This window comes from Propionicimonas sp. T2.31MG-18 (assembly GCF_964266745.1).
GTDB lineage: Bacteria > Actinomycetota > Actinomycetes > Propionibacteriales > Propionibacteriaceae > Propionicimonas.
In genome coordinates, this window is record NZ_CAXWGX010000023.1 from 498,019 (window position 1) to 520,440 (window position 22,422).

18 protein-coding genes are annotated in these 22,422 nt (G+C 72.0%); 12 read left to right on the top strand and 6 right to left on the bottom strand.

The window, feature by feature from the left end:
• Window positions 1-5 precede the first annotated feature (5 nt).
• On the bottom strand, window positions 6-749 hold the full coding sequence (locus tag ACFQQJ_RS10330) for a DUF72 domain-containing protein (protein WP_377106217.1): 744 nt from the start codon (window positions 747-749) through the stop codon (window positions 6-8).
• Between the two features lie 65 nt (window positions 750-814).
• Here ACFQQJ_RS10330 and ACFQQJ_RS10335 point away from each other — a divergent pair, with 65 nt between their 5' ends.
• Window positions 815-1,252, top strand: coding sequence for a hypothetical protein (locus tag ACFQQJ_RS10335; protein ID WP_377106218.1), 438 nt, complete (start codon window positions 815-817; stop codon window positions 1,250-1,252).
• A gap of 29 nt (window positions 1,253-1,281) precedes the next feature.
• Here ACFQQJ_RS10335 and ACFQQJ_RS10340 read toward each other — a convergent pair whose 3' ends face one another.
• Window positions 1,282-3,591: a glycosyltransferase family 2 protein gene (locus tag ACFQQJ_RS10340; protein WP_377106219.1), complete on the bottom strand. Its 2,310-nt coding sequence runs from the start codon at window positions 3,589-3,591 to the stop codon at window positions 1,282-1,284.
• Window positions 3,592-3,727: 136 nt separating this feature from the next.
• Between ACFQQJ_RS10340 and ACFQQJ_RS10345 the strand changes: the two genes are divergently transcribed.
• The 4 genes from ACFQQJ_RS10345 (at window position 3,728) to ACFQQJ_RS10360 (ending at window position 9,588) form a co-directional block, all read left to right on the top strand.
• Window positions 3,728-5,281, top strand: a complete 1,554-nt coding sequence (locus tag ACFQQJ_RS10345; RefSeq protein ID WP_377106221.1) for a chitinase — start codon at window positions 3,728-3,730, stop codon at window positions 5,279-5,281.
• Window positions 5,282-5,284: 3 nt separating this feature from the next.
• Window positions 5,285-7,612 carry a putative bifunctional diguanylate cyclase/phosphodiesterase gene (locus tag ACFQQJ_RS10350; protein WP_377106223.1) on the top strand — a complete coding sequence of 776 codons (2,328 nt, stop codon included), beginning with the start codon at window positions 5,285-5,287 and terminating at the stop codon, window positions 7,610-7,612.
• A gap of 111 nt (window positions 7,613-7,723) precedes the next feature.
• Window positions 7,724-8,917, top strand: coding sequence for an Nramp family divalent metal transporter (locus tag ACFQQJ_RS10355; RefSeq protein WP_377106332.1), 1,194 nt, complete (start codon window positions 7,724-7,726; stop codon window positions 8,915-8,917).
• Window positions 8,917-9,588: a metal-dependent transcriptional regulator gene (locus ACFQQJ_RS10360; protein ID WP_377106225.1), complete on the top strand. Its 672-nt coding sequence runs from the start codon at window positions 8,917-8,919 to the stop codon at window positions 9,586-9,588. Before ACFQQJ_RS10355 ends, ACFQQJ_RS10360 begins: the two co-directional genes overlap by 1 nt.
• Window positions 9,589-9,621: 33 nt before the next feature.
• Here the strand turns inward: ACFQQJ_RS10360 and ACFQQJ_RS10365 are convergent, their stop codons facing one another.
• Window positions 9,622-11,106: a sulfatase-like hydrolase/transferase gene (locus ACFQQJ_RS10365; protein ID WP_377106226.1), complete on the bottom strand. Its 1,485-nt coding sequence runs from the start codon at window positions 11,104-11,106 to the stop codon at window positions 9,622-9,624.
• Between the two features lie 182 nt (window positions 11,107-11,288).
• On the opposite strand from ACFQQJ_RS10365, the gene ACFQQJ_RS10370 reads away from it, so the two are divergent.
• Together ACFQQJ_RS10370 and ACFQQJ_RS10375 are read left to right on the top strand one after the other, a co-directional pair.
• Window positions 11,289-12,017, top strand: coding sequence for a 4'-phosphopantetheinyl transferase family protein (locus ACFQQJ_RS10370; protein WP_377106228.1), 729 nt, complete (start codon window positions 11,289-11,291; stop codon window positions 12,015-12,017).
• 235 nt (window positions 12,018-12,252) lie between these two features.
• On the top strand, window positions 12,253-13,617 hold the full coding sequence (locus ACFQQJ_RS10375; RefSeq protein ID WP_377106230.1) for a polysaccharide pyruvyl transferase family protein: 1,365 nt from the start codon (window positions 12,253-12,255) through the stop codon (window positions 13,615-13,617).
• A 45-nt stretch (window positions 13,618-13,662) separates the two neighbouring features.
• Here ACFQQJ_RS10375 and ppk2 read toward each other — a convergent pair whose 3' ends face one another.
• Together ppk2 and ACFQQJ_RS10385 are read right to left on the bottom strand one after the other, a co-directional pair.
• The gene (ppk2, locus tag ACFQQJ_RS10380) at window positions 13,663-14,592 is read right to left on the bottom strand and encodes a polyphosphate kinase 2 (protein WP_377106232.1); all 930 of its coding nucleotides are present in this window, start codon (window positions 14,590-14,592) and stop codon (window positions 13,663-13,665) included.
• A 190-nt stretch (window positions 14,593-14,782) separates the two neighbouring features.
• On the bottom strand, window positions 14,783-15,169 hold the full coding sequence (locus ACFQQJ_RS10385; RefSeq protein WP_377106234.1) for an SHOCT domain-containing protein: 387 nt from the start codon (window positions 15,167-15,169) through the stop codon (window positions 14,783-14,785).
• 176 nt (window positions 15,170-15,345) lie between these two features.
• On the opposite strand from ACFQQJ_RS10385, the gene ACFQQJ_RS10390 reads away from it, so the two are divergent.
• From ACFQQJ_RS10390 to ACFQQJ_RS10410, 5 genes are read left to right on the top strand one after another with little or no spacing between them, the layout of a single operon-like run.
• Window positions 15,346-16,863: a leucyl aminopeptidase gene (locus tag ACFQQJ_RS10390; protein WP_377106236.1), complete on the top strand. Its 1,518-nt coding sequence runs from the start codon at window positions 15,346-15,348 to the stop codon at window positions 16,861-16,863.
• Window positions 16,864-16,896: 33 nt separating this feature from the next.
• Window positions 16,897-18,465: an SLC13 family permease gene (locus ACFQQJ_RS10395; RefSeq protein WP_377106237.1), complete on the top strand. Its 1,569-nt coding sequence runs from the start codon at window positions 16,897-16,899 to the stop codon at window positions 18,463-18,465.
• An 11-nt stretch (window positions 18,466-18,476) separates the two neighbouring features.
• Window positions 18,477-19,454 (top strand): hypothetical protein, encoded by a 978-nt coding sequence (locus ACFQQJ_RS10400; RefSeq protein ID WP_377106239.1) that lies wholly within the window; start codon window positions 18,477-18,479, stop codon window positions 19,452-19,454.
• Window positions 19,451-20,662: a hypothetical protein gene (locus tag ACFQQJ_RS10405; RefSeq protein WP_377106241.1), complete on the top strand. Its 1,212-nt coding sequence runs from the start codon at window positions 19,451-19,453 to the stop codon at window positions 20,660-20,662. The genes ACFQQJ_RS10400 and ACFQQJ_RS10405 overlap by 4 nt, the downstream gene beginning before the upstream one ends.
• Window positions 20,659-21,144 (top strand): hypothetical protein, encoded by a 486-nt coding sequence (locus tag ACFQQJ_RS10410; protein WP_377106243.1) that lies wholly within the window; start codon window positions 20,659-20,661, stop codon window positions 21,142-21,144. Before ACFQQJ_RS10405 ends, ACFQQJ_RS10410 begins: the two co-directional genes overlap by 4 nt.
• Before the next feature lie 8 nt (window positions 21,145-21,152).
• Here ACFQQJ_RS10410 and ACFQQJ_RS10415 read toward each other — a convergent pair whose 3' ends face one another.
• The gene (locus ACFQQJ_RS10415) at window positions 21,153-22,292 is read right to left on the bottom strand and encodes a LuxR C-terminal-related transcriptional regulator (RefSeq protein WP_377106244.1); all 1,140 of its coding nucleotides are present in this window, start codon (window positions 22,290-22,292) and stop codon (window positions 21,153-21,155) included.
• Window positions 22,293-22,422: the final 130 nt, after the last annotated feature.

Genomic DNA, 22,422 nt, shown 5'->3' on the forward strand with positions numbered 1-22,422 from the left:
CCGGGTCAGACCCGGGAGCGCAGCGACAGCTGGTGGCGCAGGGCGGCCGCGTTCCGCACGGCGTTGGCGTCCCCGTCATTGTTGAAGTAGGCCCACACGTCGCGGCCCTGGTCCAGCCACTCGCCGATCCGGTCGGCCCACCAGCCCATCGCGTCGTCGCTGTAGCTCCCGGCGTAGAGGTGGTGGTCGTCAGGGCCGTGGAACCGGACGTAGACGAACGGCGCGGTCGCGCGCAGCACGCACGGCAGGCCGGCCCCGCTCGTCACGACGTAGGCGACACCGTGCTCCTCCAGGGCGGCGAACACCGCGTCGTCGACCCAGCTCGGGTGGCGGAACTCGACGGCCAGCGGCAGGGCGCGTGGCCACGCCGGGAGGAAGGCGCGCAGCAGGCCGTCGTCGCGCGCGAGCGAGGGCGGGAGCTGGAGCAGCACCACCCCCAGCCGGTCGCCGAGGATCCCTGCCGCTGCGCGGATGCGTCCGACCCAGTACTGCGGTTCGCCCAGGCGGCGGGCGTGGCTCAGCGCCCGGGGAGCCTTCACCGAGAGGCGGAAGCCGTCGGGGAGCCGGCGGCGCCACGAGGCGAAGGAGCTGTCCGGCGGCCACCGGTAGAAGCTCGCGTTGAGCTCCACGGTGTCGAACAGGTGGGCGGCGTAGTGCTCGAGGCGGTCGCGGTCGGGCATGTCCGGATAGACCCGTCCCCACCAGGAGGCGTAGGTCCAGCCGGACGTCCCGATCCACACGCGTGCCACAGCACTCTCCTTACCCCCGTCCACCCGTCCGCGCGCGTGGCACGCTGGAGGCGGAAGGAGCACCGATGGCCGCGTTCACCCTCCGGGCGGTCTCTTCGCGTCCCGCCGGGGAGACCTTCGACCGCCTCGTCGACTGGGACGCGCACTCCGCAGCGATCCCGCTCACGACGCTGCGCCACGCCGGTGCGCCTGCGCGCGGCCAGGAGTTCGTCGCCCGCACCGGCTGGGGGAGGTGGGGCTTCGACGACCCGATGCGCGTCGAGCTGTTCCGCCCGCCCGCCGGCGACGCGGAGGGGGCGCTGCCCGGCCTGGTCGAGATCGCCAAGACCGGACGGGTCGTCGGCGGCCGGGTGCGCTGGACGGTGACCCCCGCCGACGGCGGATCGGTCGTGGAGTGGCAGCAGGAGCTGACGATTCCCTGGCTCCCTCGCCTGGCCGACCCGGTGGTCGGCCTGGTCGGGAGGCTGGCCTACCGGGCGGGGCTGCGCCGCCTGCTGCGCTGAGCGCTCGGCCCCCGTCTGGTGCCGACCGGCTAGGAGCGCCGTCCCGCCGCCCTGCGGCGACGGTCGCGGTCGTGGTGGGCGTCGCGGGCCAGCCGCCGGTCGCCGTGGTAGAGGATCGCCTCCCAGTTCACCGGCGCGGACGGGTCGACGACCCGCTCGGCGGGAGCAGGCTTCTTATCGACCCACAGCCAGTTCACCACGCCGAGGACCATGTCGGTGAGGGCGTTGCCCAGGCCGATGTAGGCGATGATCGCCCAGGCGGCCAGCACGGCGTTGAGGGCGGCGAACGCGGCGTTGCCCCAGTTCTGGGCGGTGAAGTCGCGCCAGAAGGTGAAGGCGGAGAACCCCACGATCAGGAACGGGAACAGCACGTACAGGCCCGGGGCTGCCGTGCGTCCGGCGACCTTCGGGGTGCGCGCGAAGGGGATCTTCTCGCCGGTGAGCGCCTGCTGGATCGACTTCAGCACGCCGGCGAGGTTGATCGGCAGCAGCACCAGGTTGAAGCCGTAGATGCGGAAGATGTCGCTGAACCGGTAGCCGTTGTAGCGCAGGTCGGAGCCCATCAGCAGGAAGTACGGCACGGCGGCCAGGAACACCCAGGGGCTCAGCAGGCGCCCGTCGTAGGGGTAGGCCAGCAGGAAGATCAGGCCGACGCTCGCCCACGCGATGGAGGCCATGTAGTTGACCCGCAGGGCCGCCTCGCGCCACAGGATGCGCTCGCTGCGGCGGCGCCGCTCGCCGAGCTGCACCAGGAACTTGGGCAGGATCAGCAGGCCGCCGTTCGCCCAGCGCCGGCGCTGCACGATGAGCGAGCCGAAGTCCGGGGGAGTGGCGCTGTAGCTGAGCCGTTCGGGGTAGTTCACCAGCGACCAGCCGTGGGTGCCGATGTCGATCGACGACTCGGTGTCCTCGATCACCGTCCGGTCCTGGATGTAGGTCCGGATCGGGAAGCCGCCGACGACCTCCACCTGGCAGATGTCGTCGAGCGCGCGCTTGCGGATCACCGCGTTGGCGCCCACCCAGAAGGTCGCGCCGTAGTAGGTCATGCCCTGGTGGAGCGTGTGCTGGATGTCGGTGGTCGCGCCCGCGATCCGCTCGATGCGCGTCGGGGCGCCGCGGTAGGCCGAGTACGGGGTCTGGGTGACGGCGACCCGCTCGTTGCCCTGCTGCTCGAGGAACTCGACCAGCCGCAGGCAGTAGTCGCGCAGCAGCATCGAGTCGGCGTCCAGGGTGAGCAGGTAGTCGGAATCGGGGATGTCGAGGTCGGACGGCTCGTCCGGCGCGGCCTCCAGCAGGACGACGCCGTCGGCCGTCGGCACCTTCTTCCACCGGTGGCCCATGAGGCCGATGTAGGAGTTGAGGTTCATCGCCTTGTTCGCCTCGTGCGACAGCGACGCGAAGGTCTTGCGCTCGAACGCGTCCAGGCGGGCGCGGAACGTCCACACCAGGCGCCGGGCCAGTTCCTCCATGCGCGTGGCACCGGGGGCCTGCCCCTGCTCCACGGCGGCGTTGAGCGCGAGCAGGTTGAGGCGGAGCTCGCTGGCCAGGCCGATCAGCACCTGCTCGGCGAAGAAGACGTCGGTGTGGTCCTCGATCGGCCAGGCGTCGGCGCGGGCCTCGAGCCACTCGGCCGCGGCGGTGTACTCCGCGGCGAGCAGCCGGACGTCGCCGATGGTGGCCGCGCGGCGGGCGAGCCGCTCGGCCTGCCGGTCGGCGAACTCCTCGAAGCGGGCGGCCACCGGCGCCAGCTCGCGCTCGATCTCCGCGGGGATCCCGCGGGTGGCCGTGAGGTCGGCGAGCCGCTGGGGGTCGCTCGGCGAGGGCGGGTCGTCGATCAGCAGGACGACGCGCAGGTCGCCGAACTCCTGCAGCGCCGCCGACCACAGGGTCTTGCGGACGACCTGGAGCTCCTCGACGTAGGACGGCACCAGCACGGTGACGCGCCGGTCGTAGCCGTCGGGGAAGTGCCGGTCGAGCTCGGCGCGGGGAACCCGGGTGTGGTCGCGGTAGCGGTACAGGGCGCCCTGGCGGGCGATCAGGTACATCAGCGCGGAGAACGTCAGCGACGTCACCACCAGCAGGTAGAAGACCGCCTCGACGGCGAAGCGGAAGTCGAGGTGGGGGTTGTCGATGAACTCACGGATGATCGTCGTGACCACGTACAGCGCCCAGGCCAGCAGGGTCACCACGATGCCGAGCCGGCCCAGTGTGATCTTCGCCGTGCTCGGACGGGAGTGGACGATGGCCAGCGGCTCGGGCCGCCGCTCGGCACCCCACTGACGGCGCCGGCTCGATGCCGTCGACGTGGTGCCCGGGGGAGCTTGTGTGGTGGTGGTCATCAGCACGTGCCTCGCTCGTGACGGTCCTCGGTGCCCAAGGGTGATGCAGTGGACTCTATAACACTTTATAATGTAGTATCAAGCTCAGCAGGGCAGCCTCCCTGCCGGACTCCACCCCCGACCACCGGAGGATCACATGTCGACCCGTTTCCCCGGACGCCGCTTCTCCTGGCTACGCCTCGGCGTGCTGGTGCTCGTCGTCGCGCTCGCGGGCTCGGGAGCCGCGCTCACCCTCGGGTGGTGGCAGGACTCCGCGGAGGCGACCGTGGAGGGCACGCCGTGGTTCGCCGGCTACGTGGACGTCACCGCGACCCCGTCCTACGCGTTCGAGGCGCCGGCCGGCGAGGGGACGCAGTCCGCTGTGCTCGCCTTCGTCGTCGCGGCGACCGACGGCAGTTGCACTCCCAGCTGGGGTGCGAGCTACGGGCTCGACCAGGCGGCGTCCGACCTCGACCTCGACCGGCGGATCGCCCGCCTGCGCGACCAGGGCCGTTCGGTGGTCGTCTCCTTCGGCGGGCAGCGCAACGACGAGCTCGCACTGCGCTGCGCGAGCGTGGCCGACCTCACCGCTGCGTACGCGTCCGTGGTCGACCGCTACCGCCTGGACACCATCGACCTCGACATCGAGGGCGACGCGCTCGCCGACGCCGCCAGCGGGCAGCGCCGCGCCGAGGCGATCGCCGCCCTCCAGGAGGCCCGGCGCGCGGCGGGCAAGGACCTCGCGGTCTGGCTCACCCTGCCGGTGGTCTCCTCGGGCCTCACCACGCAGGGCACCGACACGGTGGCCCGGTTCCTCGCCGCCGGTGTCGACCTGGCCGGCGTCAACGCCATGACGATGAACTTCGGCGACACCAGGGCGGAGGGCCAGTCGATGGCCGCGGCGTCGATCGCCGCGCTGTCGGCCACCCGCCGCCAGCTCGGCGTCCTGTACTCGGCGGCCGGGATGCCTCTCGGTCCGTCGTCGCTGTGGCGCAAGGTGGGCGCTACGCCCATGCTCGGCCAGAACGACGAGCCGGCCGAGGTCTTCACCCTCGCCGACGCCGGCGAGGTGAACGCGTTCGCGCGCGACAACGGGTTGGGCCGGCTCTCGGTCTGGTCGCTCAACCGTGACAAGGCCTGCAGCACGAACTACCCCGACGTCCGTCGCGTCAGTGACTCGTGCAGCGGCGTCGACCAGGGCGCGACGCGGTTCGCCGCCGTCCTGGCCGAGGGGCTCACGGGCACGCCCGGTGAGGCCGCCGGGGGAGTGACCACCCCGGAGCCGGTCCCCACGGCCACCGCTGACGACCCGGCCACCAGCCCGTACCGCATCTGGTCCGCGACCTCCTCCTACCCCGCCGGTACCAAGGTGGTGTGGCACGGCAACGTGTACGAGGCGAAGTGGTGGACGCGCGGCGACGTCCCCGACGACCCGGTGCTCCAGGACTCCCAGACGCCCTGGCGCCTCGTCGGCCCGGTGCTGCCGGGAGAGACGCCGGTGCCGGTGCCGACCCTGCCCGCGGGTTTCTACCCGACCTGGAAGCCGGACAAGGCCTACACCGCCGGTGACCGCGTCATCTACCAGGGCATGGCGTTCGAGGCACGCTGGTGGAACACCGCGACCAGCCCCGAGTCGAGCCTTGTCGACCCCGGCGGCTCGCCCTGGCAGGCGCTGAGCCAGGAGGAGATCCGGAAGCTGCTGGAGAAGTAGGCAGTGGACGCCCTGCCCCTCCGGAGCGCGCGCCGCCCGCGGCGGCGCACCCTGGACGACGTCTACGCCGCCGCGGAGATCTCGCTGCTCGTCCTGTTCGCGGTGGGCTGCGCCGTGCGCGGCCTCGCCACCATCGAGGGCCACCTGGTCGAGCTCGCCTTCCTCGGCGTGAGCGCCGCGGCCTCGCAGTCGTTCCGCGTGCGCGTGTCTGCCGTCGACGAGCGCATAGCCTTCGGCATCGGGGCGGGCATCCTCGGCCTCGCACTGCCGTCGGCCGACATGCTGACCACAGTCGCGGTGTGGGCCGTGGGCGTGGCGGTCGGCTCGACCGTGGTCCAGCGCGACGTCCGCGCCGGTGCCAGGGTCGGGGGACGCTCGGTCCTGCTCGGCCTCCTCTACAGCACGGTGCTCGGCTGGTCGCTCGCTCTCGCCCTGCCCCTGTGGGTCGGGGTCCTCGGCGCGACGGGGGTGTACCTCGCGGCCTCGCTGTTGCTGTGGCGCCTGCCGGCGATCCTCGACGACGACGCCCCGGTCACCAGCCACTACATCCCTCGCCGCCTCGGGCTCTTGTTCGCGCTGAACGCGGTGATCCCGATGGTCAGCCACCACGGCGAGCCGCAGGCGTGGGCGTTCATCCTGGCCGACCCGTTCCGGATGAAGCTCATCATGGACCTCACGATCACCACTGCGGTGTTCGCGGTGATCGCCCTCGTGCTGTTCGGCTACGACGCGCGGCACCGCCTCGACGGCCTCGTCCGGACGGCGAAGGCCCTGCCGTGGCCCGACGACCCCGACCCGCTGGAGCAGATGACGGACTTCGCCGCCGCCACCCTGCGGGTGGACCGGGTGGAGGTTCGGGCCACCCCCCCGCTGTCGAGGTTCGAGATCGGGACGCCGTTCCGCACGCACTCCGGCGAGGTGCGCCACCTCGTCGCCCGCCGGAACCCGGGCAGTTCGCCGCTGCTCGACCGTGACCTCCAGGCCCTCAGCGCGATCGCCCACATCGGGCAGGAGACGATGCGGGTGCGCGGGGAGGCCAACGAGCTGCGCACCGAGGCCAACACCGACCCGCTGACCGGGCTGTTCAACTACCGGGGCTTCCAGGCGGCCATCGACGACGTCAACGCGCGCCGCGGCGAGCGGGGTGGCGTCGCCGTGGTCTACATCGACCTCGACGGCTTCAAGGCCGTCAACGACCGGTACGGCCATGAGGCCGGAAACGAGGTGCTGCGCGAGGTGGGCCGGCGGCTCCAGGAGGCCGTCCGCCCCAGGGACGCCGTCGCGCGGGTGGGCGGGGACGAGTTCGTCGTCCTGCTCCGCGACGTCCGGGATGCCGGGCACGCCCGCCAGGTGGCCCACCGCATCGTGTCCGCAGCGGCGTCGCCGGTGGCGGTCGACGGGCACCTGCTCCCGGTGAGCCTGTCCGAGGGCGTCACCTTCTCCGCGGACGGCCAGGACGACCTCGTCGCCCTGGTCAACGAGGCGGACGCGCTCATGTACGCGGGGCGGGGGCGGCGGCTGCCGTCCGCCGCGGCCGTGGCGGACCAGCCCGGACGTCCGTCGGGGCGGCGGGCCGCGATCGCCGACCTGATCTCGGGCCGGGCGGTCGAGGTGGCCTACCAGCCGATCGTCGACGGCTCCCGTGGCAGCATCGTCGCCGTCGAGGCCCTGGCCAGGGCGACCCATCCCGATGACGGGCCCATCGACCCGTCCCTGCTCGTGCACGAGGCCAAGCGGTTGGGCCTGCTCGACGAGTTGACCGACCAGGTGCTGGAGCGGTCACTGTCCGACATGGCCCGTTTCCAGGCGCTCGCGCCGGGGCTGCGCGACCTGCACGTGAACCTCGACCTGGGCCAGCTCGCCCAGGGCCAGATGGGTGAGCTCCTGCCGCGCCTGGCGGCCGCGCATCCCCACGTCCGCCTGACGGTGGAGATGACCGAGGATTCTGTGCACGGCGCGGGGGAGGACGTGCTCGCCCGCCTGGAGGACGTACGGGCGAGCGGGATCAGGCTCGCGCTGGACGACTTCGGACAGGGGTACTCGACGATGCTGGCTGTGGTCGAGGTCCCGTTCGACATCCTCAAGGTGGACCGGTCGCTGCTCGCCGGCATCACCACGTCCGGCCGTTCGGTGCAGGTGATGCGGTCGCTGGTGCGGCTCAGCCGCACGCTGCACCTCGACATGGTCGTCGAGGGCGTCGAGTTCCCCGAGGAGCGCGACGTCCTGCTGCGCCTGGGAGTGCGGCAGATGCAGGGGTTCTGGTACTCGCGCCCGGAGAGTGCGGACGTGCTCTGTGCGCGGTTCGCCGCGCGTGGGCTCACCGTCGCCTGACGGCGCCGCACACGGCGACCGAAAAGTTGGGGTAGCTTAACTTTCGTGCACGGTGACGTACTGACGCCGGAGGAGTCGGCAGGGCTGGGGGCGGTCCGTCCCCGGCGCCGGGTGCTGTGGCTGTGGGGCCCGGCCTTCGTCGCGGCGATCGCCTACGTCGACCCCGGGAACGTCGCGGCGAACCTCACCGCGGGCGCCCAGCACGGCTACCTGCTGGTGTGGGTGCTGGTCGCCGCCAACTCCATGGCGGTGCTGGTGCAGTACCTCTCGGCCAAGACCGGGCTGGTCACCGGGCGCAGCCTGCCGGAGTTGATGGGGACGCGGCTGCGGCGCGGTCCGCGGCTGCTCTACTGGGCGCAGGCGGAGCTCGTGGCCGCGGCGACCGACCTCGCCGAGGTGCTCGGTGGCGCGATCGCCCTGGAGATCCTGTTCGGCGTGCCCCTGCTGCTGGGCGGCGTCATCGTCGGCGCGGTCTCGATGCTGGTCCTGTCCGTGCAGAGCCGGCGCGGGCAGCGTCCCTTCGAGATCGTGGTGATGGGCCTGCTGCTGGTGATCACCATCGGCTTCATGGCCGGCCTCCTGGTCAGCCACACCTCCTGGCCGGACGCCCTGGGCGGGCTCGTCCCCCGCTTCGACGGGGCGGGTTCGGTACTGCTGGCGGCCAGCATGCTGGGGGCGACGGTGATGCCGCACGCGATCTACGTCCACTCGGCGCTCGCCCGCGACCGGCACCGACCCCGCGCGGAGGACCTGTCCCACCTGCTCCGCGCCACGCGCTGGGACGTGGTGGCCTCGATGGCCGTCGCCGGCACGGTGAACATCGCGATGCTGCTGGTCGCCGCGGGCAGCCTCCAGGGGGTGGCCGGCACCGACTCGATCCAGGGAGCCCACGCCGCGATCACCTCCTCGCTCGGGCCGACCGTCGGGGCGCTGTTCGGCATCGGCCTGCTCGCCTCCGGCCTGGCGTCCACCTCGGTGGGCTGCTACGCGGGCGCGACGATCATGTCCGGGTTGCTCAAGGTGCGGGTGCCGATGCTGGCGCGCCGACTGGTCACCCTGGTGCCGGCGCTGGTGATCCTCGCCCTCGGTGTGAACCCGACGTGGGCGCTGGTGCTCAGCCAGGTGCTGCTGAGCCTCGGCATCCCGTTCGCGCTGGCGCCGCTGGTGCGCCTGAGCAGCGACACGACGGTGATGGGACGCTTCGCGAACACCCTGGTGCTGCGCGCGCTGGCGTGGACGGTCGTCGCCCTCATCGTCGCGCTCAACCTGGTGCTCATCGTGCTCACCGTGACCGGGGGTGCCTGATGCAGGTCGAGGACCTGACGCCGGTCGCCCAGGACTACCTGAAGGCCATCTGGTCGGCCGTGGAGTGGGGCGAGCCGCCGATCAGCACCACGGCGCTGGCCGCCCGGTTCGAGACCAGCCCGGCGAACGTCTCCGAGACCATGCGCCGGCTGCAGCTCCAGGGCCTGGTGAGCTACCAGCCGTACCGGCCGGTGACCCTGACCCCGCTGGGGGAACGCCTCGCCGTCGCGATGGTGCGGCGGCACCGGCTGGTGGAGACCTTCCTCGCGCAGGTGCTCGACTACGGCTGGGACGAGGTGCACGGCGACGCCGAACGACTCGAGCACGCCGTGTCCGAGCGGTTCCTCGACCGCATCGACGCCCTGCTGGGCCACCCGGTCACCGATCCGCACGGAGACCCCATCCCTGCGGCCGGCGGGCAGTGGACGGTGCAGGCGGACGCGGTGCGCCTGTCCGACGCCGCGCCCGGCGGCTACCGCGTCGTGCGGGTCTCCGACGCGGATGCCGAGCGACTCCGGCGCCTGCGGGAGCACCGGATCGTGCCAGGGGCACAGGTCACGGTGAAGGCCGTCGGGGAGGTCTTCCACGTGGACGGGACGCCGCTCGGGCTGCCGTCCGGCGACCTCGAGCACGTCCGCGCGAGGGCGCGGGAGCGTCGGGCGGCCGGCTGACGCTTTGCCCGAGGCCCCGGAGGGCGGCCGCCGTCAGGGCTCCTGCCAGAACAGGCGGTACAGGTCGGAGGAGGGCGAGCCCATCAGGGCCGCGTAGTCGTTCGGTGGCAGGGTCAGCGCGGTGCCGGCCGGGTCGCGCTCGCCGATCAGCGACAACCCCAGGCCCGCCCGTCCGTCACGGCTGCCCAGGCCGAGCAGGTCGAGGGTCGTGGGAAGCATGCTGAACTGGTCGGCGCGTTCGCGCGCGAACCGCACGGTGCCGTCGGGGCTCCACACGCGCAGCACGATCGTCCGGTCGGCCTGGGCATCGAGTTCGGCCTTGTAGAAGCCGCCCTCCGCGGTGGCCTTCAGGTGGTCGCCCATGACGACGACGACCGTGTCCTCCAGGTAGCCGCTGGTACGCAGGTGCTCCAGGAACCCGCCGACGGCCTGCATCGAGCACCGGATCGCGGTCGCCATGGCCACGTCGTCGTCGGTGCGGCAGGTCGGGTACACGCCCCCCGGCTCGTGGGTGTCGAGGGTGAGCATGGTGAGGTTGAACGGGCGACCGGCCGCGCGCAGGGTGTCGATCCGCTCGGTGGCGTGGGCGAAGAGCTGGTGGTCGGACATGCCCCAGATGGAGATGTTCTCCCGGGCCTCGCCCTCGGCCTCCCAGTTCTCCAGCCCGTAGACGAAGTCGTAGCCGTGGTCCATCAGGAAGGTGCCCTTGCCGGCGAACTTGGAGTTGGCGCCGCCGAGGAAGACGTTGGTGTAGCCCGCCTCGTGCAGGACGTCGCCGAGGCACCGCGCGCCGGGAAGGAAGCTGTCGACCTGTTCGCCGAACAGGTTGTGGTCGACGCCGGCGGTGAGCAGGTCGCTCTTGAGCGGGATCCCGCACTGCGTGCCGATCAGCCCGGCCATCGTCCAGCCGCCGCCGGGGTACTGCTGGAGGCCCTCGTAATGAGCCCAGCCGGCCGTGGCGTCGTCGAGGTCGGACAGCAGGTTGCTGCCGAACAGGGAAGCATCGGCGAAGGTGTTCTCGCCCGACTCCAGGTAGATCGTCACCAGGTTCTTCGGCTTCGACGGGGGGACGGGCGTCCCCGGGGCCACGTAGTACGGCGCGAAGGACGCGTCCCCGAGCAGTGCGGACGCGTACTGCGGCACCCCGGTCACGGTGAGCAGGATCGCCAGCGCCACGGTCAGGCTGAGCGCCCCCGGCAGCACCGGGTGGCGGCGGACGCGGGCAGCGCCCCGGGTGCCACGCACCCGTCGACGCCAGGCGAGGACGGCGACCAGGGCCACCGCGGCCACCAGCGGCAGCACGATGCACACGACGACGGCCTCGGCGACCAGCGCCGGGTTGCCGGCCTTGTCACCCGCCGCCCCACGCAGGTTCAGCAGGGTCTGGTCGAGGGTGACGACCCCGAACCGGTAGCGGATCCAGCCCGCGAGCGCCAGCAGCACGAGGGCAGCGGTGAAGAGCGCCCAGCGGGTCACACCCAGCCACCGCGGCAGTCGCATCCGTCCCATCCCGTTCATCGCAAGGAGAAAGGGTAGCAATCCGCCGTTCACCCCTGCGTGGTGCGGACGGCCGCCGGCCGCGCGACGGTGGCGACGAGGGACTGTTCGCCGCCTCCTCTCCCGACGTTCACCCGCCGGTGGCGCGGTGTTCGTCGCTGTGGGTGACGGTTCCCTCGTCAGCGGCATCGAGGAGGAGGCCCGTGTCCGGTCCGGCGCCCGCCAGCGCTCCCGTGCACCCGACGGCGGGTGCGGCCACCGTCGGCCCGGCTGCGGTCGCGTGGGCCTGGGAGGACAGGGTCGTCACGGAGGCGCTGCCCGGCCTGCTGGACGAGGTCGACGCCGAGCGCGCCGCGTCCCTCGGACCCCCGGCACGACACCGCCTGCGGGTGGGCCGGCTGCTCCTCCACCATCTCGTCGCCGAGCGGTTCCCCGCGGCCACCGGTTGGGCTGTCACGCCGGGACGATGCGCGCGTTGCGGCGACGCCCACCTCGGGCCCCGGCTGAGCGGTGTGCCGGCCCTGGCCAGTGTCGCCTACGCGGACGGGCTGGTGGTCGCGGCCCTCGCCCCGTCGACGCACGTCGGCCGGCTCGGCGTGGACGCCGAGCGCGACACGGTGGAGCAGGACCGGCTCGACGAGCTGCACCGGTTGCTCGGGCAGTCGTCGGAGAAGGTGGTGCGCCGGTGGACGAGGGTGGAGGCGGTGCTCAAGGCCGACGGCCGCGGGCTGCTGATCGACCCGGGAGCGGTGTGGCTGCGTCGCGGTGGCGCCTGGATCGCCGGGCAGAAGTCCAGCTACCTCCTGGCCGACGTCGCCGGCCCGCCCGGCTTCGTCATCAGTCTCGCCTGGAGCGCCGGGGAGCCGCCGGTGGGTGGACGCCCGGCGAGCCGGACGGCCGGCCCGGCCGGCGCCCGCTGGTCGGAGCGGTGACCCGCCCCGGGTGGGGTGGTACGCGCGCGCCGTGAGCGGGTGCCCGACGTTCCCCGGATGGGCACGCGCCGTTCACGTCGGCGTCGGCGGCCCGTGGCCCGGGCCCGCGAGGCTCGGCGCAGCAACCGGAACCATTGGGGAGGCGCGTGCACCGAATCGGTGTCCCACCGGCCCCGGGTTGGCGGAACCGTCACCGAGGCGGTGCCCGCCCCGAGCGGGAAGGAGACCGACCGGCGTGACCCGGCACCTGTTCCACTTCGACCTCAAGCCGAGGAACAACTACGGCGACACGGTGCTGTTCGAGCTGGTCAGGCAGCTGTTCGACGGCTATTCCGGGCGGGAGAAGTTCCTCGTGACCTCCACGACCAACCTTCGCCACGTGGTCGGCCCCCGCACGGTGGAGCAGATCAACGCCGAGTCCGACGCCGTCGTCCTCGGCGGCGGCGGGCTGATGCTGCGCAGCACGAACGAGAACGCCAATGCGGGCTGGCAGTGGAACATCGGCCTCGACCGGCTCGCGGCGATCGCGGTGCCGCTGGTCGTCTTCGCCGTGGGCTACAACCGCTTCGAGGGCGAGCCGGAGTTCGAGCCGGTGTTCACCGAGCACCTGAACGCGACAGTCGAGAAGGCGGCCTTCTTCGGCGTCCGCAACCACGGCTCGATGGAGGCGGTGCGCGGCTACCTGCGTCCCGAGCTCGCCGGGAAGGTGCTGTTCCAGCCGTGCCCGACGACCGTCGCGTCCCACCTCGTGCCGGACCTGTACGTCCCCGACCTCGCCCCCGAGCGCAGGGTCGGGCTCCAGGTGACCTTCGAGGCGCGCAACGAGCTCGCCGGCTTCGACGGCAGGGAGGTCTTCGCCGGCCTGCTGACCGTCGCCCGCGACCTGCGTCGCCGGGGCTACGAGCTCGACGTGATCAGCCACAGCGACGTCGACGACGCGTTCGCCGACCACCTTCGCGACCACGGCGTCCCCGCGCGACACGTCCGGCTGCACGCCGCCCCGCGCGGGCTCTTCGACGGCCTGGCCTACTACGGGCGCCTCCCGCTGACGATCGGCATGCGCGGCCACGGCCAGATGATCCCGTTCGGGATGGGCAACGGCATCGTCTCGGTGGCCGCGCGGCGCAAGCTGGCCTACTTCGTGGACGACCTCGGCCGTCCCGACCTCGCCGTCGAGCCACGCGGGGACGGCTGGACAACCCGGGTGCTCGACCTCGTCGAGCGCTGGTTCGGCGACCCGGACGGGGAGCGGGCCGCGTTCGCCGTGGCCCGGGAACGGCTCTGGCGGACGACTCTGGACAACCTGGGGCTCATCAGCAGCACGCTCACCGGGGACGCCGGCGACCCGGACGCCTTCGTGCCGATGACCCCGTTCGAGCGCGAGCTCGCGCTGAACACCTACACCAGCGCCCGGACCGCCGACGTGGAGGCCGGGCGCGCGCAGCGGCTGCGCGACGAGCTGGTCCAGACGCGCTCCGCGCTGGCCCGTGCCGAGCGCGACCTGCGGCGCAGCCAGGATGAGATCGCCCGCGGCGGCCTGCACCTGATCTACCGCAACGCGCGCCGCCGCGTCGGCCGGGTGGTCCGGGGGCGAGGCTAGGCGTCCCCGTCCTCGGGGTCGCTCCGGGCAGCCGGGGCGAGCTTCCTAGTCGCCGATCGTGTCGCGGGCGCGGGTCACGATCAGGGGGTCGGGCTCGCCGATGACGGACGCGTCCCTGCCCTCGTAGTCGAACCGGCTCAGGAAGTAGCGCATCGCGTTCAGCCGCGCACGCTTCTTGTCGTTGCTGCGCACCGTGATCCAGGGGGCGTGGTCGGTGTCGGTGCGAGCGAACATCGCCTCCTTGGCCGCCCCGTAGTCGTCCCACCGGTCCAGTGACTCCAGGTCCATGGGGGAGAGCTTCCAGCGGCGGACCGGATCGATCTGGCGGATCGCGAAGCGGGTGCGCTGCTCGCGCCGGGTCACCGAGAACCAGAACTTGGTCAGGTGGATGCCGGAGTCGACGATCAGGCGCTCGAACTCCGGCACCTGGTTCATGAAGGTCTGGTACTCGTCGTCGGAGCAGAAGCCCATCACCCGCTCGACCCCGGCGCGGTTGTACCAGGAGCGGTCGAACAGCACGATCTCGCCCTCGGTGGGGAAGTGCTGGACGTAGCGCTGGAAGTACCACTGGCCCTGCTCGCGCGCGGACGGCTTGGTGAGGGCGACGACGCGCGCGGCGCGGGGGTTGAGGTGCTCGGTGAAGCGCTTGATCGTGCCGCCCTTGCCGGCGGCGTCGCGGCCCTCGAACACCACGATGTGGCGGATCCCGTGGTCCTGGCCCCAGTACTGGAGCTTCAGGAGCTCGATCTGGAGCAGGTACTTCTGGTGCTCGTACTCGTCGCGGTCGAGCAGGTCGTCGTAGGGGTAGTCCTCCCGCCAGGTCTCCACAGCCCGGCCGAGCGGGTCGATCAGCACGGGGTCGGGGCTGTCCCCGTCCGCCACCGTGTAGCCCTGCTCGACCAGCCGGTCGATGAACGCGCGGAGGTTCTCGTCGGCATCGGGCTGGACGTCGTCCAGATCTGCGGGACCGTCCACGGCGGGCCTTTCTCGGGTCGGTCGGGGCGCACCCGACGCGCCCCACGATAGCGGTGGGACGCCACCTCGCAGCAGGGTCCACGGCCACGTCCGGCGACGGTCGCCGGGAGGACGACGCAGCGCCCCACCCCGTTCACTCTCGTGACGGGACGGGGCGCTGCGCAGCGTGTGCCGGGCGACCGGCCAGGGCTCAGGCCAGGGCCTTCGCCTTCAGTGCCGCGTACTCCTCGGCCGTGATCGTGCCGGCGTCGAGGAGGGCCTTGGCGCGAGCGATCTCGTCGGCAGGGCTGCCCGCGACCGAGCGGATGTAGTCGTCGGTCGCGGCCTTGGCCTGCTCGGCCTGGGCCTGCGCCCGGGTCGCCATGCCACCGCCGCGCACGATCACGTAGATGAGGGCGGTGAGGGCCGGAACGAAGATCAGGAAGAACATCCAGACGGCCTTCAGGCCGCCGCTGAGCTCGCGGTCACGGAAGAGGTCGCCGACGATGGCGAACAGGGCGAACAGGTAGGAGATGAAGATCACCATGGTGAGCGTGTACCAGATCACGCTGCCCAGGTTGAGCCAGAAATCCGGCATGGAGTAGTGCCTTTCGATCGTCGGCCCGGCCTGAAGCGCCGGACGCTGTCTTCGGGGAGCCTACTGAGAACGCGACCACTTTGGACACTGGCGTGTTCTGGAGCGCCCGGAGGGCGGACCGCTAGGGTGCTGATTGGCCGGCTTCGCCGTGCCTCAGCAAAGGAAGTGGAGCACCGATGTCACGCAGCGCGAACAAGCTGATTCCCGCCGATTTCACCGCCGTGCCCTCGCTGGGTAACAGCTGCGACGTGCGCGTGGTCGATGACTTCTCCGACGTCGACGCCGTCGCCGTCCTCGTCGCCAGCGGCACCGACCTGACCCCGCTGGTGGGCCTGGGGTCCGACGCCCTGGCCGCCGCCGGCTTCGACGCCGAGCCGGGCAGCAGCCTGGTCGTCGCCCAGGACGGGCACCCGCTGGTGCTGGTCGGCATCGGGAAGGCCGGGGACCTGGACGCGGACAAGGTGCGCGACGCCGCCGCGGCGGCCGCCCGGGCCACCGCGAAGAAGGGCGGACGGATCGGCATCGAGGTCGGAGAGCTGGGCCTGGATGCCCGGGTGGCCGGCCAGGTGCTCACCGAGGGTGCCCTGCTCGCCCGCTACCGCTACTCGGCGCTCAAAGCGCAGGCGAAGGAGGTGCCTCTCGCGGTCCTCCAGCTGAAGGTCGCCGGCGCGGACGCCGCGGAGGTCGCGGCCGGCGTGGCGGTCGGCCAGGTCGGTGTGCGGGCGACCACGGTCGCCCGTGACCTCGCCAACACCCCGCCCGGGCACCTGACAGCGACCGACCTCGCCGACCTCGCCGCCGAGCTGGGTCCGGAGTACGGGTTCGAGGTCGAGTCCTACGACAAGGCCCAGCTGATCGAGATGGGCTGCGGCGGCATCCTGGGCGTCAACGCCGGCAGCGAGGAGGAGCCCCGTCTGGTCGTGCTCACCTACGCGCCGCAGGGCGAGGTCACGGGCCACCTCGGGCTGGTCGGCAAGGGCATCATGTACGACTCGGGGGGCATCAGCCTCAAGCCGTCCGACCCCATGCACCTGCTGATGAAGATGGACATGGGCGGCGCGGCGGCCGTCATGGGCGCCTTCACCGCGCTGCGTGACCTCGGTGTCCCGGCGGCGGTCACGGCCTGGCTGTGCTGCACCGACAACATGCCGTCCGGCTCGGCCTACAAGCTCGGGGACGTGCTCACCTGCCGCAACGGCAAGACCGTCGAGGTGAAGAACACCGACGCCGAGGGTCGCCTGGCGATGATGGACGGGCTCGCGCTCGCCGTCGAGGCTGGCGTGGACGCCATCGTCGACATCGCCACGCTCACCGGCGCGGCGCTGATGGCGCTCGGCAAGTCCCGGGCTGCGCTCCTCGGCAACGACGACGGCATGATCGAGCGGGTGAAGGCGGCCGCCGCGGCGACCGACGAGCCGGTGTGGCAGCTCCCGCTGGAGCGGAAGTACCGCAAGCAGCTGGACTCCGACATCGCCGACATCTCCAACCTGGGCGGCCCCCACGCGGGTGCCACCACGGCCGCGCTGTTCCTCGACGAGTTCGTGGCCGGCGTCCCGTGGGCGCACATCGACATCGCGGGCACCATGGCGTCCGACGCCGACGACGCGTGGCGCTCCGCGGGTGCGACCGGCTTCGGCGCGCGGCTCCTCGCGCAGCTCGCCGCCGGCTTCAGCGCTCCGACCGGAACGGACTAGCCGCACAGCCTCGACGCAAGGGAAGAGGCGTAGATGTTCGGTCTTGGCCCGGTGGCCATCGTCCTGACCATCCTGGTCCTGGCCGTGGTGGCCTTCATGTCCAACAAGGTGCCGGTCGGGATCGTCGCGCTCGGCGTGGCACTGGCGCTGTGGGCGACGAACATCCTGACGCTGCCGCAGGCGCTCGCCGGCTTCGGCGACCCCACGGTGATCTTCATCGCGAGCCTGTTCATCGTGTCCGAGGCGCTGGACTCCACCGGCGTCACGGCCTGGGCAGGACAGGAGGTGGTCAGCAGGGGCGGGACGGGACGCACGTCCCTTCTGGTGGTCATCGGGCTGCTGGTCGCTGTGCTGACGGCCCTGATCAGCGTGAACGGCGCGGTCGCAGCCCTCATCCCCGTGGTGGTCGTGGTGGCCGTCCGCGCGGGCCTGACGCCCAGCCAGATGCTGATGCCGCTGGCGTTCTCCGCGCACGCCGGATCGATGCTCGCCCTCACCGGGACGCCGGTGAACATCATCGTCAGCGAAGCGGCGGCTGACGCGGGTGCGCGCCCCTTCAGCTTCCTCGAGTTCGGGCTGGCCGGCGTCCCCCTGGTGGTCGGGACGCTCGGGATCATCGTCCTGTTCGGCAAGCGGCTGCTGCCCGACCGCGCGCCCACCACCCTGCCGCCCGACCTCGGGATGCAGGCGAAGGTCCTGCGCGAGCAGTACGCCGTGCCCGGTGACACCGAGCTCGTCGGCGCCCGTACCGGCTTCACGGAGGTGCTCGTGCCGCCGCGCTCCGACCTGGTCGGCATGCACATGTTCCCCGGCATGACGACCCCCAGCGGAGACCTGGTCGTGCTCGGCGTGCAGCGGGGCGGGGAGGACCTCACCGGCCCTGACACCATCATCCAGGCCGGTGACGCGCTCCTGCTCGGCGGCACGTGGGAGCACCTGGAGAAGCACACCTCCGGCCCGGACGTCCTGGTCGTCGACGACCCGGCGAGGCTGCGCCGCGGCGTCCCCCTCGGCGTGGGCGCCAAGCGCGCGATCGGGATCCTGGCCGCCATGGTGCTCCTTCTCGCCACCGGGCTGGTGCCCCCGGCCGTGGCGGGGCTCCTCGCCGCAGGGGCCATCGTGCTCAGCCGTGTGCTCACCCCTGCGCAGGCGTACCGCTCGGTGTCCTGGACGACCGTCGTGCTGGTCGGCGGCATGATCCCGCTGTCGACGGCGTTCACCGCCACGGGCACCGCTGACCTGATCGCCAACGGCCTGCTGTCCGTGGTCGGAGACAGCTCGCCGACGCTGGCGCTCACGGCCCTCGTCGTGCTCACCATGGTGCTCGGACAGCTCATCTCCAACACTGCGACCGTGCTGATCATGGCGCCCATAGCCACCGTCCTCGCGACCGACCTGCATGTCTCGGTGCTCCCGTTCATGATGGCCCTCACCGTGGCGGGCGCCGCGTCCTTCCTCACCCCCGTGGCCACCGCAGCCAACACGATGGTGATGGAGCCGGGTGGCTACCGGTTCAGCGACTACTGGAAGCTCGGGCTGCCGCTCCTGCTGCTGTTCCTGCTCGTCGCGGTGTTCTGGGTCCCTCTGATCTGGCGCTTCTGAAAGGCCCTCCCGTGACCCAGAACATCACCCTCGCGGTCGTGCTGACCGTGCTGGCCTCGATCGCCCTCGCGGTCGCCTCCGTGGTGCAGCACGTCGCGGTGGGCGACACCGCTGGCGGCGGCGGTGCGGCCAGGAAGCTGTCCGGATCGGAGCTGCTGGCGGTCATCCGCAACCCGCGCTGGCTGGGCGGGCTGGCGCTCACCGGAGTGGGCGCGGTGCTCCAGATGACTGCGCTGCTGCTCGCCCCGGTGACCGTGGTGCAGCCGATCGGCGTCCTCGCAGTGCCCTGGACGATCCTGCTCGCCGCCCGCGTCGGCCGGCGTCCGATCACCCCGGCCATGTGGGGAGCAGCGGCGCTCACGATGGCCGGGACGGTCGCCTTCGCCTGGGTGGCGATCAGCCACGCCGCGCCCTACCCGGTGCTCAACGACGCCTGGCTGGTCACCGGCACCCTGGTGAGCTTCGGCATCGCAGGGCTGCTGGCGCTGGCCGGTGCCCGCGGTCCGCTGGGCTGGCGCTGCCTGGCATGGTCCGCGGCGGCAGCGGTGATCTACGGCGCGGAGTCCGGTGTGGTCAAGGCCATGGGCCACTACGCCACCAGCCGCCCGTGGCTCGGCTCACCCGTGTTCTGGATGCTGGCGGCGTCCATCGTCGCCGGCATGGTGCTGGCCGGCATGTGGATCCAGCAGGGCTACGCGTCCGGGCCCGCCGAGATCGTGGTCGGGACGCTCAACGCCGCCGGGCCCGTCGCCGGTGTGGCCTACGGCGTGGCAGTGCTGGGTGAGGGCATGATGCTCACCGGCCCTGCCGTGGCCCTGATGGTGGTCTTCGCCGCGATCGCGATCGCCGGCGTCGTGCTGCTCTCCCGGATCCACCCCGGTGAACCCGGGCCGGACAGCACACCGAACGAACCCCTCGCCGCCGACCCGGAGGCGGTCCAGGGGTACGAAGGACGGCCCGACGCGGCCGAGACAGGGGGAATCCGATGAACGCGGTGCTCGCATTCGTGGTGGTCATGCTGGTCTGGACCGTCAGCGACTGGGTCGCCAAGAAGACCAAGTCGTTGCTGTCGAGCCTGTTCGTGGCGTCGATCATCTTCCTGATCGGGTTCATGACGGGGGTCTTCCCCGAGGACCTGCTCCAGGCGTCCTCGTTGCTGGGGCTCGCCGGAGTGGTGGTGGGCTTCATCATCGTCCACCTCGGCACGATGATCAGCCTCGACGACTTCAAGAAGCAGTGGAAGACGCTGCTCATCGGCATCGCCACCGTGGTCGGCATCGGCGTCCTGCTGCTGGCCGCCGCGGCGATCTTCGGCGGCGGTCCGCGCAGCGTGAACGACTACGGCGACCTGATTTCCGTCGGACGGGACTACGCCATCGCCGGGATCGGAGCCCTGTCCGGCGGCACGATCTCCGTGCTGATCGTCCAGGAGGCAGCGCTCGGCGTGGGCCTCACCACGGTTGCGGCGTTCCCTGTGCTGATCGCCGCGCTCCAGGGCCTGTTCGGGTTCCCGCTGACCTCGCTGCTCCTGCGGCGCGAGGCGTCCCGGCTGAAGGACGAGTTCCGCGCGGGCCGGATCGAGGCCCCGGTGGTCGCCGAGGTCGGCGCGGCGAGCGAGGGCCTGCTGCCGTCCTTCCTGCGCACCACGCCCGGGACGCTGTTCAGCGTCGGCGTCGTGGTGCTGGTGAGCATCGGCATCAACAACCTGACCAACGGCGCGCTGAACACGTTCGTGGTCGCGCTCATCCTGGGCATCGTGCTGCGCACCACCGGGGTGTTCAAGCCGTCGGTGCTCACCGGGATCGACTCGTTCGGGCTGATGATGCTCGCCATCATGATCATGGTGTTCGGCCCGCTCGCCACGCTGAAGCCGGCCGACCTGGCCAACCTCGCGGGGCCGCTGGCGATCGCGTTCGTCTTCGGCCTGATCGGCATCGCGGTGTTCTCGCTGGTGGTGGGCAAGCTGCTCGGCTACAGCATCCCCATGTCGATCGCGATCGGCCTCACCTCGCTGTACGGCTTCCCGGGAACGATGATCCTCTCCCAGGAGGCGGCGAAGGCGGCCGGCGAGACCCCTGAGGAGGTCGCCGCCATCGAGGGCGAGATCCTGCCCAAGATGATCGTGGCCGGCTTCTCCACGGTGACGATCACCTCGGTCGTCGTGACCAGCATCATCGCCGCCGGAATCGGGCGATGACCTCGTCCGACCCGGCGTCCACGCCCGATCGGGACGCGGCGGGCGCGGGCCGCGGTCCGGCGGGCGCGGGCTGGGTGACGCCTGCCGACGTGGTGGACGTGTTCGTCTACGTCGTCGTGCTCAATCTCGCGGCGCAGTACCTGCCGGCCGTGATCTCGGAGACGTTCACGCTCTCGCTGCTCACGGCCGTGGTGCTCAAGCTCGTGCTCGAGGCCGTGGTGTGGGTGAAGAACCGGGTGAAGGGCCGGATGAAGGCCGCGACGACCATGGTCGGCAAGATCGCCGGCGGGCTGGCCCTGTGGGCTGTCCTGGTCGGCAGCAAGTTCGTCGTGCTCGAGATCGTGGCGTTACTGTTCGCCGGCCAGGTGAAGCTGGGCGGCTTCTTCGCCGTCACCGGCCTCATCCTGGTCCTGCTGGTGGCACGGGCCGGCGTCCGCCGGCTGCTCGCCACGCCGGACGACGACGCAGCCGCGGCCCGGTAGCGCTCCGCTCAGCCGGCGCGGTCGAGGAACCAGCCCGACGGGTCCAGCGCGGCGTTCATCCGGGGGACGTACTGGTCGAAGTAGACCCGGGCGATCAGTTCGCGACGGCTGCGGACCCCCGCCTTGTCGAACACCGACTTCAGGTGGTCCTGGACCGTGTACGCCGACAGGTGCAGCTGCCCCGCGATGTCCCTGGTGTCGAGGCCCTGGAGCACGAGCTGGGTGATGTCGCGCTCGCGCGGCGTGAGCCCGAAGGCGGCCACCACGAGCGGCACGATCTCCGGCGGGCGCGCCTCCTCGATCGTCACCGCCACGTCCGTGCCGCCGCCGTCCCCACCGCTCAGCGGCGAGGCGTGCAGCACCAGCCACATCCCGTTGGCCGCCCGCACGCGGCTGCGGGGCGCGTGCGGCGTCAGGCCCTGCGCGTAGCGGCGGGCGGCACCGACGAGGGAGCCGATCAGGCCGCCGGCGATGCCGGACAGGGGGCCGGAGGTGAGCTCGGCCAGCCGCTCGTCCGCGCCGACCGACGTCCGCGTCACCCGATTCGATCCGTCCACGATGAGCACGATCGGCCCGGCCAGCGGGCTGGTGCCGATCGCAGCGAGGCTGGCCAGCAGGCCGCCACGCACGCCCAGGGCCAGGCTGCCGCTGAGCGAGCTGAGGTAGTCGACCTCGTCGGCGTCGAACGGTGTCTCGTCGCTGAGCCGGAACAGCGCAATCCCGGCCCACCGGCGCCCGTGGTCGTCGCGGCACAGCGCGCGCAACTCGTCGCCGAACCCGAAGTGCGGGAGCATGAAATCCGCCACGCGCGGTGAGCCGTCGGGCGGCGCGACCGTGCCGGCGCGGACGCCCGCGGCGAGCACGCCCTGTTCCCCGAGCCGGGCGAACGAGGTGGGTTCCTCCGAGCCGTATTCGATGAGCCCCCACTCGTGGTCGTGCTCGTCCACCCCGCGGAGGCTGCCGTACTTGAGCGTGCCGGTGAGCAGGCCCGTGCTGGGGTCCATCGTGCCCATGCACACCGAGTCGAACGGGACGGCGCGGCGCAGCGAGGCCATCGCCTCCTCGACGAACGTCGGCAGGTCGAGCCCGGCGCGCGCGAGCACCTCCACATCCCTGCGGACGCGCTCCGCAGCCAGTGCCCTCCCCATGGGTTCCAGTCTCGCGCGAGGCGGCCCGCCGCCGACATCCCACAAAGCTGGGAACTCCTACCACCCACGACCCTGAGGACGGAAGTCCGCAGGCGGCTGGGATCGCGGTCCGGCGGCGGGGGCGGCACGG